This window comes from Streptococcus sp. HMSC065C01 (assembly GCF_001813525.1).
GTDB classification, from domain to species: Bacteria; Bacillota; Bacilli; order Lactobacillales; family Streptococcaceae; genus Streptococcus; species Streptococcus parasanguinis_V.
In genome coordinates, this window is sequence record NZ_KV812859.1 from 72,296 (window position 1) to 88,927 (window position 16,632).

General features: G+C 40.8%; 13 protein-coding genes and 2 pseudogenes. 2 read left to right on the forward strand and 13 right to left on the reverse strand.

The window, feature by feature from the left end; genetic code table 11:
- Window positions 1–75: 75 nt before the first annotated feature.
- The 7 genes and pseudogenes from HMPREF2918_RS08970 to HMPREF2918_RS09000 form a co-directional block, all read right to left on the reverse strand.
- On the reverse strand, window positions 76–654 hold the full coding sequence (locus tag HMPREF2918_RS08970; RefSeq protein WP_070595302.1) for a TetR/AcrR family transcriptional regulator: 579 nt from the start codon (window positions 652–654) through the stop codon (window positions 76–78).
- On the reverse strand, window positions 654–1,355 hold the full coding sequence (locus tag HMPREF2918_RS08975) for an MBL fold metallo-hydrolase (protein ID WP_070595303.1): 702 nt from the start codon (window positions 1,353–1,355) through the stop codon (window positions 654–656). Before HMPREF2918_RS08975 ends, HMPREF2918_RS08970 begins: the two co-directional genes overlap by 1 nt.
- A 222-nt stretch (window positions 1,356–1,577) precedes the next feature.
- Entirely contained in the window at window positions 1,578–2,090 is a 513-nt protein-coding gene (locus HMPREF2918_RS08980; RefSeq protein ID WP_070588758.1) for a YiiX/YebB-like N1pC/P60 family cysteine hydrolase, read from the reverse strand.
- Window positions 2,091–2,153: 63 nt separating this feature from the next.
- Window positions 2,154–3,089: a manganese-dependent inorganic pyrophosphatase gene (locus HMPREF2918_RS08985; protein WP_003005572.1), complete on the reverse strand. Its 936-nt coding sequence runs from the start codon at window positions 3,087–3,089 to the stop codon at window positions 2,154–2,156.
- Window positions 3,090–3,212: 123 nt separating this feature from the next.
- Window positions 3,213–4,007 carry a pyruvate formate-lyase-activating protein gene (gene pflA / locus HMPREF2918_RS08990; protein WP_003005017.1) on the reverse strand — a complete coding sequence of 265 codons (795 nt, stop codon included), beginning with the start codon at window positions 4,005–4,007 and terminating at the stop codon, window positions 3,213–3,215.
- A gap of 212 nt (window positions 4,008–4,219) precedes the next feature.
- Window positions 4,220–6,529 (reverse strand): endonuclease/exonuclease/phosphatase family protein, encoded by a 2,310-nt coding sequence (locus HMPREF2918_RS08995; RefSeq protein ID WP_070595305.1) that lies wholly within the window; start codon window positions 6,527–6,529, stop codon window positions 4,220–4,222.
- Between the two features lie 124 nt (window positions 6,530–6,653).
- Window positions 6,654–7,406, reverse strand: a pseudogene (locus HMPREF2918_RS09000) (alpha-amylase family glycosyl hydrolase); the annotation flags it as partial.
- Here HMPREF2918_RS09000 and treR point away from each other — a divergent pair.
- Window positions 7,326–7,959: pseudogene (gene treR / locus HMPREF2918_RS09005) on the forward strand (trehalose operon repressor). The pseudogenes HMPREF2918_RS09000 and treR overlap by 81 nt on opposite strands.
- Before the next feature lie 29 nt (window positions 7,960–7,988).
- On the opposite strand, the gene HMPREF2918_RS09010 reads toward treR, so the two are convergent.
- The 6 genes from HMPREF2918_RS09010 to HMPREF2918_RS09035 all read right to left on the reverse strand — a co-directional run bounded on the left by HMPREF2918_RS09010 (window position 7,989) and on the right by HMPREF2918_RS09035 (window position 15,717).
- On the reverse strand, window positions 7,989–8,792 hold the full coding sequence (locus HMPREF2918_RS09010; RefSeq protein ID WP_021153686.1) for an ABC transporter ATP-binding protein: 804 nt from the start codon (window positions 8,790–8,792) through the stop codon (window positions 7,989–7,991).
- Between the two features lie 9 nt (window positions 8,793–8,801).
- Window positions 8,802–9,695 (reverse strand): ABC transporter permease, encoded by an 894-nt coding sequence (locus tag HMPREF2918_RS09015; protein WP_070595307.1) that lies wholly within the window; start codon window positions 9,693–9,695, stop codon window positions 8,802–8,804.
- 10 nt (window positions 9,696–9,705) lie between these two features.
- Window positions 9,706–10,683, reverse strand: coding sequence for an ABC transporter substrate-binding protein (locus tag HMPREF2918_RS09020; protein ID WP_024056316.1), 978 nt, complete (start codon window positions 10,681–10,683; stop codon window positions 9,706–9,708).
- Window positions 10,684–11,091: 408 nt separating this feature from the next.
- Window positions 11,092–12,441: a hemolysin family protein gene (locus HMPREF2918_RS09025; protein WP_031574335.1), complete on the reverse strand. Its 1,350-nt coding sequence runs from the start codon at window positions 12,439–12,441 to the stop codon at window positions 11,092–11,094.
- Window positions 12,442–12,971: 530 nt separating this feature from the next.
- Entirely contained in the window at window positions 12,972–14,453 is a 1,482-nt protein-coding gene (locus HMPREF2918_RS09030) for an AcpB/EbpR/MafR family transcriptional regulator (protein ID WP_070595309.1), read from the reverse strand.
- A 136-nt stretch (window positions 14,454–14,589) separates the two neighbouring features.
- Window positions 14,590–15,717 carry an AI-2E family transporter gene (locus HMPREF2918_RS09035; protein ID WP_003008322.1) on the reverse strand — a complete coding sequence of 376 codons (1,128 nt, stop codon included), beginning with the start codon at window positions 15,715–15,717 and terminating at the stop codon, window positions 14,590–14,592.
- Between the two features lie 74 nt (window positions 15,718–15,791).
- Here HMPREF2918_RS09035 and HMPREF2918_RS09040 point away from each other — a divergent pair, with 74 nt between their 5' ends.
- Window positions 15,792–16,583 (forward strand): ABC transporter ATP-binding protein, encoded by a 792-nt coding sequence (locus HMPREF2918_RS09040; RefSeq protein WP_070595311.1) that lies wholly within the window; start codon window positions 15,792–15,794, stop codon window positions 16,581–16,583.
- The last annotated feature ends 49 nt before the right edge of the window (window positions 16,584–16,632 follow it).

Here is a 16,632-nt window from a genome sequence, read left to right on the forward strand (position 1 = left end):
GGGAAAATAAGGCAATAAAAGAACTTAGTCTTTTCAATCCAAGTTTACTGTAGAAGCCCCATAAGTTATTCCAACTCATTTCATTTCTATTATTTTGAAAGAAATAAAATCAGTCAGTAGTTGCTTAATGCGTTCTGGACATTCTTCATTGTCCCTACTGTAGATACTCACTAAGCCATGTAAAAAAATAAAGATTCCACTACGAATATTTAGCGCTTCTGCATCAGATAAGTCTTTCGGTAAAAAGACATCAATAGCTTCTTCCAATAAACGATAACTTTTCATTCTCAATTGCATCAACGGTTGCGAACAATCGCCTGAATCTTCATGCTCTCCACGGTAAAAAATCAATAATTCATAAAAATTACGTTCTCTAAACCCAAAATCCACGTATGTTTGACAGATTTGAAGCAGACGTTCCTTATCATTCTGCTTGGAATGACTGATTTCTAAGCAAGTATGATAGAGGTGAGTTAACGGTTTTTCCGCTACTGCATATAATATATCCTCTTTCTTTTTAAAATACTGATAAATAGCTGTATGTGAACATCCTGCAGCTTGAGCAATCTGCCTAATTCCCACCTTCTGGTAAGGTTCTTTTCGGAAAATTTCCTCTGCTACTCTGATAATTCTGGACCTTGTATCCTTTGCCATTACAAACTCCCTTTAAACCCATTCAATGCCTCAAAATCTCGTACTGCATCTTTTACCTCACTACCATGACAAACACTAACAAGTGCCTGTGAATAATCCTTGAGAATTCTTTCACCACTAGCTAAAGCTTGTCTCATATCTGCTGTATATCCTTTCATTGGTGGACGCAACTTTCCATTTCTCGTAGCTGTATAAAGATCTCCAGCAATTAAAACTTGATCCTCTTCATGGTAATAAACAACATGACCAGGGGAATGACCAGGAGAAAATAGTGGTTTTAGTCCTGCACTACTTATCAAGTCTTGACCTTCTTGACTTTCAACAGTTATAAAAGTAGCCGGATCAAAAATCACTTTTTCCGTCTCTTTTCTATTAGGAAAAGGTTCTTTGCCTGAAATATAGGGGAATTCCTTCTCACTGATTAAAGTCGGGATGTTCCCAAAGTGCTGTCTAAGATAGGGCAAACCTTTGATATGATCTGGATGTCCATGGGTCAGAAAAATTGCTTCAATTTTTTGTGGGAGTAAAAACTGGGCAGCGTACTTCTCCATTCCTCGCATTCCCGTATCAATCACATAAAAGCGACTAGATGATTCAACTAGCCATATGCTGACAACAAAAACACCCAATTCGAACTCAAACTTTCTTATATGTGGACTGATTTGTTTTGTACGTGTTAATAAACGATACAAGAAAGACATATTTACTTCCTCCTTTGATTTCCATCAAAAACTAACCAGTGGTTAGTTTTTTTGTGAAGTATATCATATTTTATCTGTCTAAACAAGAAACATCCAGAGGATATTAGAAAAAAATACAACTTTTACAAGTTGTATTCGAAGGTAGAACATATTTTTAAAATATTATTTTTCTTTAGTTTGATGTAACTCTTATAAACTGTATCAAAGATTCAGATTGTTGTTTCATGAATCCAAATCATCCAAATACCTTTCTTTAAACTGTAGCTGTGGTGATTGGGCTAACTGACTCGGGTTGGTCCCGGGCTGATCTAGAGGAACGGCTAGACCGAGCCCTCTGTAGTAATCTTCCCAAAACGGACTAATCTCCTGTTCCTCATCTCCAAACTTCATGGGAATGGTTTCAAAAATAGGGAGTAGTTCTGCGATGAACTGGGAACAGTAATAACCATCTCCATCCGGATAAAAGGAAGCATTGTAGGGAGTCCCTAAAAGGTTTTCTGCCCGCTTCTTGACTTCTTTGAGATCGATTTTCGGGTAGCGATAAAGGTCATATGCTTTCTCAGCTTCAAAGAAATCTTCAGGGGATTGGGCAAGGACACCGCCTTCCACCGTTGCATGATAAATGGAATCGTCCAAAAAGATGGCCACATGGCTATAGTTGCCAGTTGATGTCTGGATGGCTTGCCCCATTTCTGTATTTTCACTGACAAAAATCAAATCGCCCGTCTCTAACATGATCTTCTCCTAGCAAAAAAGGAGCCGAAACTCCTTTTTAATAATGGGTTTTCCCACCTATCATTAAGCATTAAAGCTTTCTGTCAATTGAGGCACCACTTGTTTCTTACGTGAAACGGCACCTGGAAGGAAAGCGTGGTTGTTTTCAAGTTTGAAGTTGAAAGCAGCTTCTACCTTGTCCATATTGGCACCAAGGGCCAAAATTTCTGAGTTTGAGTTGACGATATCTGTAATCATCAAAACAAAGTCAGAGTAGCCGTTAGCTGCATTGGCAGCTTGGATAGCTGCTTCGATTTCAGCTTGGCGTTCCAAAACTTCCGCAATATCAACTGTATTCACTTGAGCCACACGAACGTTGTTTCCGTTCAATTCAAAAGTCTTAGCATCGATATCGATCAATTCTTCTGCTGATTTGCTTGCCAAGTTAGTACCAGCCTTGAGCATGGCAAGACCGTATTCTTCCAAGTTGACACCAGCCAATTCAGCCAATTCAGGCGCAATGACTTTATCAGATGGGTGGGTAGTTGGAGATTTCAAAAGAAGGGTATCTGAAATCAAACCTGAAAGCATCAAACCTGCCAATTCTTTTGGCACTGCTACACCGTGTTCTTTGAACATGCGGTAAACGATAGAAGATGCTGATCCAACTGGTTCCAAACGCATGTAAAGTGGGCTAGCAGTTTCAAAGTTAGCCACACGGTGGTGATCCACTACACCATAAACTTCTACTTCAGCAATATCTGAAACAGATTGTTGGAATTCATTGTGGTCCGTCAAGATGACTTGTTCTGCACCTTCTGCTTTAGCTGATGTGATGACGCGTGGTGCTTCCACACCAAAATAGTCCAATACGAAAGCTGTTTCTTCATTTGGAGTTCCAAGAGCCACTGCTTCTGTATCCAAACCATAAGCTTCTTTTGCAAGATAAGCAAAAGCTACAGATGAGCCGATAGCATCTGAGTCAGGATTTTGGTGACCAAAAACGAGAATTTTTGACATATTTCTACCTCTTTATTTCATTTATAGATTCACTCTATTTTAACACGTTTTTCCGTTTAAAGAAAGGGAAGAACAATGCATTCACTAGAAAAAACAGTTGGGATTGCCAACTGTTTTTCTTCTTTATCCTTTGACCCGTTTCAGGTAATCTTGGTAACTTTCTGTTTCCATCAAATCTTTTGCATTTTGGACCCGTTCTTTTGTCGGTGGTTTCACACCCTCCAATTTGTACGGAATTCCCAATTCACGCCATTTGAATTCCCCCATAGTATGGTAAGGAAGGATCTCAAATTTATCGACATTTTTAAGGGTTTTAACAAATTTTCCAAGTTCGATCAAGTCGTCATCTCGGTCTGTCAAACCTGGCACCAAGACGTGGCGAATCCAAACGGGCTTGCCAATATCAGACAAATACTTGGCACAAGCTAGAATCGTTTTATTGGTATGGCTGGTCACAATTTTGTGTCGTTCATCATTGATTTCCTTGATATCAAGAAGCACCAAGTCTGTCACTGCCATCAAGCGGTCAAATTTTTCCAAATAACGAGGCGTATTCCGGAAAGGAAGAGCACAGGTATCCAAAGTACAATGAATGCCCAACTCTTGAGCCTTGGTAAAAAGTGCAATCAAAAAGTCAATCTGCAAGAGGGCTTCTCCACCACTGACAGTGATTCCCCCTTTTTCGCCCCAAAATCCACGATAACGGAGGGCTTCTTCTAAGACATCATCCACCGTCCGCTCACGGGACTTGTTGGTTTCCATTGCCCAAGTATCTGGATTGTGGCAGTATTGACACCGCATTTGACAGCCTTGAAGGAAGACAATAAAGCGGATCCCAGGCCCGTCTACTGCACCAAAACTTTCTGTTGAGTGTACCATTCCTGTTACTTTTCCATAGTCAACTGTTTCATTTTCCATTGAGGAACCTCTTCTCTTGAAAACGTTTTATGATTTTATTATAACACGATTCCATCTATTTTAAAGAGTTTAAGCTTCTTTTTGAAAAGAAACTGTTCTTTTCAGTAGTTTTCATTGTCCTAGTACAGTTTCCAATATGGGACTATCTGTCCTGTATTTTAGGAGAAAAAAAGAGCCAGCGACTCCTTTTTTAGATCTTTCTTTTGAAAACGTTAGTAAGTCTTTTTCTTCTTATACCAGACAAGACTCATCGTAGCTATTGCCACTCCAAAAAGAGCTAGATAGCTTGTTTCTTGTCCAGTAGATGGGAGGATTTTCCGTTTTCCTGGTGTCTTCGTTTCTGTTGCTTCCTCTTCCTTGTCGTCTTGCTTCTCATCTTCGTTCTTGCCCTTCTCTTTGCTTTCAGATGGTGAACTCTTTTGTTCATTGGCTTGAGCCTGATGAGGGACTAGTTGAGATCCTGTATTCGATGAGGAAGGGATGGTTTGATCCGTTGGTTGTCCTGTATTCCCTTGTTGATCATCCGTCGGCGTTCCTGGAGTTTGTGCTCCACTAAAGTCGATTTGGACCAAGACAGGATCATGGTCTGATGCACGACCATGTTCCTTCATAAAGGAAGCATTGATATGGACGGGTTCAAACCTTGCTTTGGCTGCCATGTTGTTTGAGATAAAAATGTTATCCAAAACTTGATTGCTTCCACGGTAGAAATAAGAATAGCGATCGCCTACATCATGTTGAGCCATTAAGTTGGTTAGTTCACTACCCGCAAGGATCTGTGCCGTGGTTGAGAAATCGTAGTCATTAAAATCACCCGTCAAAACAAAGGTGGTCTTAGGATTTTGCTTCAAGCCTTCTTGAACGAATTGATGGATGACACTGGCTTGTGCTTCACGAGTTGGCAAGGTATGTTCCACTGCTGGTTGACTTGCACCATAAATAGCATCATCTCCGATTTTTGATTTCAAGTGATTGGCAATCACCACAACTGGTTGGCCCTTGAATTCAAACTCAACAGCTAAAGACTTGCGAGTATGATCAAACGATGGGTCATTTGGGGCAATACGAGCTGGATTTTTAACCAAGTGTCCCTTGTCAAATTGCGCTGCCTCGTTGCTAGTTGCTGCCTCTTTTTTGGCTAAGGTTACGCGTTCTGGATTGTAGAGGATTCCCAAACGAATATTGGAACCAGGCTTTCCTCCGTCAGCGCCATCTACTGGAGCAACCTCCGTATACTCATAGCTCTTACCCCCCAATTCCTTGATCCGATTGGCTAGTTTGCGTCCACTTTCAACACCACTGGTCGTTCCGTCATCCACACTACCATTATTGTCCTGCACTTCGATCAAAGTAATGATGTCTGGATTGTGAATTTCATGGATAAAGGAATTGGCAATCAGCGTCACCTTATCCTCTGGGGTTTCATTTTTGGCATTGTTGGCCGAGAAATTTTCAATATTGTAGGAAGCGATGGTCAGCTTGTCCTCACTTGGTTGCGTTTGAGCTGCTTGACGCTGCAAGCCACCATCTTGGACCGTCAACTGTTGAGTGGGCTCTAATTTATAGAAGCTATTTCGATACGTTACCACTCCTGTCACATCTTCTGTAAAGTAATCCTTAGCTTTTGCGACAAACTGATTCCCAACATAAATCGGGATCGTCGCTGTATTTTGCGCATGTGGCCGTAGATTCAGACCTCCAATATTGTTTAAAGGAAGACCTGTGAAATCTTCTCCCAAGACATAGATATCTCCTTTGTACTGGGGACCAAGGACATGCGGTTTCTTCACCACCGTGAGCATTCCTTCCAGGCTTTCCCAATAATCGAGGGCATCGGTTTCTGGAGCATAAGCAGTCGGATTAGGCTTCACATCTGCTGGCATGCCCGCAGTGATATTCACAGCTTCTGGAAGAGGGGCTGTCCCATCTTTTGTGATCCAAGCATCGACCAGCATGGTCACTGTTAAACTATTCGTTGGTTCCTTAAAGGTCTTCCCTGCTCCCAAGGTAACCTCTTCCATATAGCCTTCCTTGACGGTACCGGTGATTTTCACCTTGTCGCCGACTTTCACCTTGTATTTGGAAACAACATAAATCCCATCTGAAGTCCGACTATTGCCATCCGATTCAATATCTTGGGCATAAAAACCATAGCGGTCTGTCTTGGTCACCACTGCATTTTTGATGGCCACTTTTTGGCCTTCCAGTGGAGAGCGTTGCGCTTCCCCTTGAATGTCCCCGATCTTAACCGTTTTCTCCTCAGTATCGTCTGAGGAACTGCTAGATGTCTCTTCTTTATCACTTGAAGCTCTCGTCGTAGCTTCTGTAGTTGTTGTTGTAGCGGAAGTCGAATGATTTGTCGAGCCTTCCTCGCTACTAGTGTTCGTCACAAGCGCTGGCTCTGAAGTCGAAGCTGTGGTCTCGTCTGCAACTACTGTAAAGGTACTACTGAAGACCCCCAACTGACTAGCCAATAAGGTGGCTACTCCCAGTAAGCGAATCTTTTTACCGTTTTTTCTCATGCGTTTCTCCATCCCTAAAAAGTTTTCCTCTTTTATTATAAGGGAATGACTTTGTATTTTCAAGCGCTTTCAAAAATATTTTTCAAAAAACACTTCGACCCAAAAAGATCGAAGTGTCAAGAACTTAAACTAAAATTGCCAGTGTCTGATACGGTTTCAGAATTACTTTTTCAGCAAGCTTTACATTCTCATAGTTGGACAGGAGCACGCGCCCTGCTTGGTAGTCTTCTGGAATCGCTACTTCAACTTCACTTCCATAGAAATGATTGAGTACCAAGAGTTTTTGACCATCTAAGTGGCGTTCAAAGGCATAGACTTCTTGACTATCTTCCAGTGCTGGCTGATAGCTGCCTTCTGAAATGATGGGCATTTCTTTACGCAAGCTAATCAATTCTTTATAGAAGGTAAAGATTGGTCCATCCATTTCCTTTTCAACATTGATGTCTTTATAGGACTTCCCAACCTTCAACCATGGTGTGCCTGTTGAAAAACCTGCATTTTCAGAAGCATCCCATTGCATTGGCGTACGAGAATTATCACGTGATTTGGCTTGAATAATCTTAAAGGCTTGCTCAGGTGACTTACCTTGATCCAAGAGCATTTGGTAAGCATTGATAGACTCAACATCCACATAATCTGCCATCGAATCATAGTCTGGATCTATCATGCCGATTTCTTCTCCCATGTAGATATAAGGGGTACCACGTGACAAGTGAAGGCTAGCTGCGAGCATGGTCGCTCCTTCATTGCGGAAGTTCTTGATATCTACAAAGCGATTCAAGGCACGAGGTTGGTCATGGTTATTCCAGAAGAGGGCACTCCAACCATCTCGTTCACTCATTTCCTTGCCCCAAGTATGATAGAGACGCTCAAGCTCTTGCAGGAGGAAGGCTTTATCGAGACTGTTCAAGGGATGGGTTCGCAAGTTTCTAGACAAGCGCACTTTGACTTCCCTGTTTCCCAATTAACCAGTTATCAAGAAATCGTCAAAGCTTTCAGAAACCAATGTCATTCGTTTAGAAAAGATCAGTATCGATGAAAAAGGCGCTAAAAAGACAGGCTTCCCCCTTCACCGATTGGTTTGGAAAGTAACCCGGCAACGGATGGTGGATGGTGTCGCTTCTGTCTTAGATATTGATTACTTAGACAGAGAGCTGATCCCAGGCCTTACTAAGGAAATTGCCCAGCACTCTATCTACCAATATATAGAAGAAGACTTGAAATTGCAGATTGGCTATGCTAAGAAAGAAATCTTGATTTCACCAATCGATAATCGTGACAAAATCTTACTGGATCTTGGAAAAGACCAACACGTGGTGACGGTCCGCTCCCAAGTTCACCTAGCAGACGGACGGCAATTCCAATTCACCGAAAGCAGGCACAAATTAGACAAGTTTCATTTTGTCGACTATGCAGAGCGGAGGAAATAAAAAAGGAGTTTAGCAAAAACTCCTTTTTTCTATCCCAATACCAATTCATCACTCACCAGGGTTTCGCCACTGTTTTGTTGGAAGAGGCGCATCAAATCTTCAACCGTTAGGTTTTTCTTTTCTTCTCCTTTGACGTCGACAACGATCTTGCCTTGGTAGAGCATGATCAAGCGGTTGCCGTATTCAATGGCATGGTTCATATCATGCGTAATCATCAAGGTTGTCAAATCATGGCTTTCCACGATCTTTTGTGTCAATTCCATGACCATTTCACTAGTCTTAGGATCGAGCGCTGCGGTATGTTCATCCAGAAGCAAGAGTTTGGGTTTGACCAAGGCTGCCATGACCAAGGTCAAAGCTTGACGTTGCCCACCAGACAAATATTGGGTATCCACCTTAAGACGGTTCTCTAAACCGATATTCAGTTCCTTCAAGGCTTCACGGAATAATTCGCGATCTTTCTCCCGAACTCCCCAGCCCAAACCACGAGATTTCCCCCGACGTTGGGCAATGGCCATATTTTCTTCAATGGTCAAACGAGAAGCTGTCCCCATCTTAGGATCTTGGAAGACACGCGCAATATCTTTCGCACGCTTACGAACACTCGTATTTTTGATGGAGTTACCTTCTAGCAAGATATCCCCTTCATCCACGACCAGATTTCCTGCCAAGATGTTCATCAAGGTTGATTTCCCAGCTCCATTTCCACCGATGACCGAAATGAAGTCCCCTTCTTCTACTTGGAGATCCAAGCCTTTTAAGACATGGTTTTCATTGACTGTTCCAGCTTCAAATGTCTTATGAATACCTTCAATTGATAATAATGTTGCCATACTTTTCTCCTACTTATTTCCTAACTTCAGTCCACGAACACGAAGACGTTTTTGCGCCTCAGGAGCGAACAAGACAATCGCGAGCAAGATCGCATTGAAGAGACGGACCATATTTTGATCGAGATTTGGAATCTCGTAAATATTTAAGATAATCAAACGATACACAATGGCTCCAACCCCGATGGAAAGCAAGCGCCAACCAATGGTCAATTCGTGGATCAAAACTTCAGCGATAATCACCGCACTCAAACCGACTACGATCGTCCCTGTACCAGAAGTCACATCTGAGAAACCATCATTTTGTGCAAACATGGCTCCACAAAGGGCAATCAAGCCATTGGAAATCATGTAGCCCAACATCTTCATGTTATCTACATTGACCCCATTTGCCTCACTCATTGGAATGTTATCACCAGTCGAGCGCAAAACCAAGCCAAGTTGCGTCTTCATTAAGAGAGTTAACAAGATACAGACGATGATCAAGCAAGAAATACTAATCAAAAAGACAGCTTCTTCATTGGACAAGCCCAATTTCATGACACTTTTGAAAATGGTACTGGCATCGCCAATAGAGAGGTTGGGTACTCCCCCCATGATTTTAATATTGATAGAGTAGAGACCGGTCAAAGTGACAATCCCTGTCAAGAGGGCTGGAATTTTCATTTTTGTATGGAGAATTCCTGAAACCAATCCTGCGATCATCCCTGCCAGAAAAGCCAATAAGGTCGCCAGCCAAGGGTTTCTTCCTGCTTGAATTTGTGAGGCTACAACTGCTGCCCCAAGTGGAAAGGCTCCTTCTGCCGTCATATCGGCAATATCTAAAATTCGAAATGTTAAGTAAACACCGATCGCCATGATCGACCACAATAAACCTTCTGATAAACTTGATAAAACGAAATTCATCTCAAACCTCCTATTTTTCTACCTTCAACGAGCTAATATCAATTCCTAGTTCTTTAGCCATCTCTTTATTGGTATGCAATTCTAATTTTTCAGGTGTTTCAACTGCGACTTTTCCAGGTTTTTCACCCTTCATGATACGAATAGCCATCCGAGCAGCTTGTCTCCCCAATTCCTCATAATCGGTACCAAAGTTGTACAAACCACCAGTGGCCACCATCTCAGCAGATCCACCAAAAACGGGCACCTTATGGCTGATAGAAACCTGTTTGACAGTGTCCATTGTAGAAGAGATAATATTGTCCGTCGGAACAAAGACGATATCTGCCTCTGACATGATGCTGTCTGCTGCAGCTTTCACATTGTTACTATCGAGAATTGTTTTTTCAACCACTTGATAGCCTTTAGCTTCTAGGATCTTCTTCGCATTGTCTTTTTGGACGACGGAGTTAGGCTCACTTTGCGTATAGAGAATCCCAACTGTTTTCGCCGTTGGAAGCACTTGCTTAATCATGTCTACCTGTGTAGCGATCGCATCTTCTGACTGGTCACTTGTCCCTGTGATATTGCCACCTGGTTCTTTCAAGTTTTTCACCAATTTCGCTGCCAAAGGATCTGTGACAGCTGAGAAGACAATAGGTGTTGATTTAGTGGTATTAGCCAAACTTTGTGCAGAAGGGGTTGCAATCGCAAAGACTAGATCACTTTCTTCTGCCAATTGTTTAGAAATATTTTTCAGATTTCGTTGCTCCCCTTGAGCATTTTGGAAATCGATCTGAATATTTTTCCCATCTACATAACCCTCTTTCTTCAACTCCTCGATAAAGCCTTTTCGTGTCGCATCGAGCGACTTATGGGTGATGTACTGGGAAATCCCAATTCGAAAGACATTGTCTTTTTTAGTATCCTTTAGATTGTGTAAGGTCACCAATGATGTTAACAGAAGTCCTACAACCAGGACAGGTGCTAGCAATTTTTTCACTACTTTCATTTATTGACTCCTTTTCTGCAAAATAAACAAAAAATCCGCTTAGATGATACTCTAAACGGATGCTTGAAATTCTCCAACAAGTTACAAAACCTCGGTCCATTTAGATACTAGCTCTATGGACCATCATCAAAAATCTTAGCCACATAGATACAAACAAATTGCTTGGGTTGTTTGCATCCATGAGATCATGTCTACAAACACTATCTAAAGTAGCTAAAGTAAAATTTTTGAGTTGAAATGGCTTGTTGCTTCATGTTTATTTTCTGCTTTCTTTTTTTATGGGTATTATCTTACCTTAATTTTTTTTGGCTGTCAAGACTATTTCAGAAATTTTTGAAATTTTTTGAAAATTCAACTGGTCCTGACAAGAAAAAAACAGAGGCTGGAACACGTCCAGGCCTCTATTTTTTAATCTTCTTTTGATTTAGTTTCTTCATCTTCCTCGACGATTTCAGAAATTTCAACTTTCACCTTGGTCACACGACCATTTTTTACTTTGTCGTTTGTCAAAATGAGGTGTTTCTTTTGACTATCGACTTCACAGCTGAGTCGCTCTTTCAAGGTTGGAATTCGCCCAACCTCTGTCAGATAATACCCTGCAATGGTATCCACATCATCACTTTGCAACTCAACATCAAAATATTCGTTAAAGTCATTTAGTGACATGGCTCCTTGTACGACATAGGTATTGTCCGCAATTTCAAAGACATCAATTTCTGCTTTGTCAGTCTCATCGTCAATTTCACCGACGATTTCTTCCAAAAGGTCTTCAAGAGTAACCAAACCAGACATCCCACCATATTCATCAAGCAGAATAGCCATTTGATTTTGGGTATTGCGCAATTCCTTCAAAAGATCATCCACAAAAATGGTCTCTGGAACAAACAAAGGTTCTTGTAAAATCTTTCTTAAGACAATATTATCAAAGCCATTGATAAATCCTTCGTTCAAGAGACGTTTGGTATGGATGAGACCGATGACATTGTCCTTGTCATCATCATAGACAGGAATCCGTGAAAAGTTTTGCTTAAGGATACTTTCAATGATTTCTTTGGTATCATCATTGATATCAACCATGAAGGCATCTGTCCGTGGCACCATGACTTCACGCGCTACCATTTCATCTAATGAAAAGATCCCTTGGAGCATCTCAATCTCGTCCGCATCTAGTGTTGCTTCACTATTGGTCAGCATATACTCGATTTCATCCCGCGTCATCTTTTCATCCGGATCATCGAATTCCATTGGCGTGATACGGCTCAAAAGGTTGGTCGACGCTGAAAGCAACCAAACAAAGGGGCTAACAATTTTTCCTAATAAAATGACAATCGGAGCTGTTCGAACAGCTAACTCATCTTTCAGGTTCATAGCGATTCGTTTCGGATAGAGTTCCCCAAATACGATCGAAATATAAGTCAAAAACGCTAGAGATAAAAAGCTTCCAGCTGCAATAGCCGTTTTAGTATTGCCCATCCATCCAGCAATAACATGACCAAGGCTATCTGCAAGACTCGCCCCAGATAAGATGGTAATCAAGGTGATCCCCACCTGAATAGTGGATAAAAAATGGTTCGGTTGCTCCAATACGCTAAGAAGACGAATGTATTTTTTATCTCCTTCTTCAGCCTTTTGCTCTACACGAGAGCGATTCAACGATACCATTGACATTTCAGTCGCCGAGAAAAAGGCGTTCAATAATGTCAAAACAATCAATAAAATAAATTCCAGTAAAATTTCCTGACTGCCAGGGTCTTCCATGGATAATTTCCTCCAGTATATAATATTGTATATTATACCACAAAATAGGAGAGCCTGCATTCTTCTATAAAATTTTCTTTTTTTACCATCAAAAAATCAGGAACAAGTCCTGATTCTTGAATGTGAACAAATTGTTTTTTCAAACGAAATAACCTAACTGAAGCTGAAAACTTAAAACAATCTATATAATCAGTTTCATCCAAACCTACACTGAAACTTTTCGCCGTGAGAAAAGTGCTAGAAACACGATTGTTTCTAGCACTCGGGAGTTTTGGGAGTAAAACAGTTTGGGAAACTGTTTTAGCCTGAGCCTAAAAAATTAAAAAGCGAAGGGGTCCAAAACGAATTGAACACGGGCTACGGATCGTGTCAAAAAGATAAGTTTTCCTAGAATCTAAAGATTCTGCGTCAAACTTCCTATTTTGACTTTATCCGCGAACGCCCTTTGTATCTTAATTAGTCATGGAACTTCTTCGAAGTTCGCTGACGTCCGTACTCACCTAAGGAAAGTTTCTAAGAAGGCTTTGTCTTTAGTGTTCTGCACTGGTAAAATCATAAAAGAAGGCATTGAGTTTTTCAACCAGCTCAAGCGATGAGAGACTACTTGTACAGATAAAAGGTTTTTTCTTTAATTCAGGCATCATAAAGTTGGCCACCACCACATCTGCATCCGAAGCTTCGATATCATCCACTGTCAGATTGTACTTGATCATCTGCGTAAATTCAAAGTTATCCGTGCAGTAGAAATCTAGAAAATCAATCATAGATTTGGCGTGGTGATCGTCAAAACGACTGATAATCAAGACCTTAATGGACTTCCGACGGCGCAATAACTGCGGTAAGAGACGCTCCCAGTGAGTATAGACCGTATAGATCATATGCTTGATGATCTCATCATTCAGATCATGCTTCATGGTCTTCATATAAGTGATGATATGCTCCTTCAAATCATCATAAAAGGCAGGGAAGATGCTCATAAAATCTTCGTTGGTATTGGTCTTGGTATCAAATAAAAGGAACTCAGAGAATAATTCCTTCCGGCCGAGATGAGACGTGTTATGAACATGCATTAACATCTCATCAAGATTTTCAATTTCTAGTTCATAGGTATAGCATAGATCCTTGAACATATCTTTGATGAGTTTGGTCGACTCTTTGGCATAAGGATCTGTTTCTGCAGCTTCGATCAAGCTTTCTGGGCTGAAATAGAAATTCTCTTGAATGAAGATGATGAAGAATTGCTCCAACACTTTTTCATTTAACTCGACACCCAACTGCAAACTAAAGTAGCGCAACATCTCCTCAACATTGGTCACCCCTTGATACTGATCTTTATAGGCTTCAAAGGTCGTTGGCATATCGATAAAGTAACCTTGTTTAATCCGTGACAAGTAGACTGTCAAGAGAACTTTATAAGACTTGATGACAGAGAAGGTCAATGGATAGCCATAGAGCTTGAAGAAGAAGGTGATCAAATCGGTCACGGCCTCTTCCTTAAATTCTGGGAAAGGCCACTCCATATAGTAATAACGTTCCGCAAAATACTGGGCATAGAAGAAACGAACATCCACTTCATCCCCGACAAGATTCAAGGGTTTCAAATCAATCTTTACATTGTATTTGGTTTGAAGCTTCTGATTGATCGTCCGAATCAAGCGGTAGAAAGATTGGTAACTCAGATCAAACTTTCTGCAAATATATTCATTGGAAACATCCTTGTGGAAGAAGAGATATTCAATCAAGGCGAAGGCTTGTGATTCTTTAAAAAAGTGATGGTAAATCACCTCAAGACCAACCGAATCCTCATAACTGATCTTGATCCCATTGGTGGACGATTCAATTAAAAAGTCATCAAATGTACTACGAAGATTAGACAAATCTTCTTTTAACGAACGTTCTGTACAATCCAAACGCTTGGCCAACTCTTTTAAGTGGAACCATCTTTTTTCCTTAATCAAGATTTCCAATAATTGCAATTGGCGTCTCTGTTTTTTCGATAAGAGCAGTCTCATCTTTTCCTACCTTTTCATATTTTCTTTCAAAATCACTTATATTTTAACACATTTCATAGCACTTGTTGACTATTTTCCAGCATTTTTTCAAATAAATGTACAAAAAAGACTCCAAGGCCCATATAGGCGCTAGAGTCTATGATTTATTAATGATACCAAATTCTTCTTTTTTCTTCTGCTCCTTAGCAGCACGGTGGTTATCATAAAGATTCACCAAGAATTTTACAATTTCTTTTCCAATCGAATAGACTGGAATCGCAACGACCATCCCGATAATGCCGTAGATATTACTTGAGAGCAATAAGAGAACCATAATGGTAATCGGGTGAACCTTCATCACGCCTCCAACGATACGCGGATAAAGAATATTCCCATCGATCTGCTGGATAATCAACATGTAAATGACTGCTTTGATCATCATATCCATATCTGTGAAGGCATAGGTGATGATCATCGGAATCAAGCCGATGGTTGGTCCTACATATGGAATGAGGTTGGCCAGCCCAGAAAAGATGGCAAAGACCAAAGCGTACTTCAATCCAATAAAACTATAGCCAATGTAGGCTAGGGTTCCAATGATAAAGGCATCGATCGAAATCCCACTAATATAGCGAGAGACCGTTTCATTCAAACTAATCAAGAGGCTTGAAATGTGGAGTTTGTCATTGCGTAAAATGGTCCGCTCCAACATCGGCAATAACTTCTTCCCATCGACCAAGAAATAAACCAAGAAGACAGGGGTCATGATCAAGATAAAGACCGTATTGACAATGGTGTTAACCACACTTCCTAAACTGTTGGTCACACTATTCAAGAGATTTTGTAGGATATCCATATAAGAGAGATTCAACTGCTGAATCGTCGACTGGATATTCACATTCTGGAACAAAGGATTGGTCGAGAGTTTTCGAACCAAACTTTGAACTTCCCAGTAAAGTCCTTGAGTTGAATTGATCAAGCTGGTTAACTGATTAATTAAGATAGGGAGCAGATAAAAGATCCCTAAGCCAATGATCCCAAACAAGAGTACTAAGGTGATCAAAATCCCAAACACACGCTTGATTTTTAAATGTTTTTCCAACAATTCAACAATCGGATTGGTAATGTAATATAAAAAACCTGCAATTAAAAATGGTAAGAGGATGGTATTCAGAACAGATACAAATGGAGAAATTAAAGTCCCCATTGATTTCCAAATATAAAAAATCACCGTCAATAATAAGATCTCACATGTCCAGAATAACAATTTACTATTTCGAAACATTCCTTACCTCCTGTTTTCTATTCTACCATATTTTATGATAGAATAAAGGAGATTTTAATCAAAAGGATGAAGTTATGAATAATTTGATTGAACTACAAGACGTCAATTTGATCCGCAATGGAAAAGCCCTTTTAAAAGAGATTAACTGGCAAGTAAAAGAAAATGAATGCTGGGCCATTTTAGGCTTAAATGGAGCAGGAAAATCGACCCTCCTCAAACTGCTCATGTCTGAATACTGGGCTAGTTCTGGCCAGGTAACGGTCCTTGGAACCCGCTTTGGAGAAGGGGGTATTCCTGAGTTACGTAAGCGTATTGGGATCGTTAGCTCCTTTATTTCAGAAAGACTGCCAGAACATCTTTTGACAGAGCAAATTGTCCTAACTGGTCAATACAAGAGCAGTATTTTATATACTGCATACGGGGAGGAAGAACTGAACTGGGCACGGGATATGCTAACTTCAATTGGAGCTAGCTCTTTGATCGGCCGCAAATACCGGGAGCTCTCCCAGGGAGAAAAGCAGACCGTTCTCATTGCACGAAGCCTCATGGACCAGCCAGATCTGATCATTTTTGATGAAGCTTCTAGTGGATTGGATCTCTTTGCCAGAGAAAAGCTCCTCCGTCAGATCCATCATATCAAACAACTGGATCACGCGCCTACCATGATCTACGTCACCCACCATGCCGAGGAAATTACAACAGATATGACCCATGTCCTCTTACTCAAACATGGCCAAGTGGTCGAGCAAGGACCAAAGGAAAAGATCCTAACTCCCCATGTCCTTAGCCAATTTTATGAAGCACCAGTATCCCTTATTGATCTTGGTGATGAGCGACTCTTTGTCAAACCAGAAATCGCACACTGAAAAGAAAATGAATAAAGCAAAAAGAGAGTGGGACAGAAATCGGTAATTC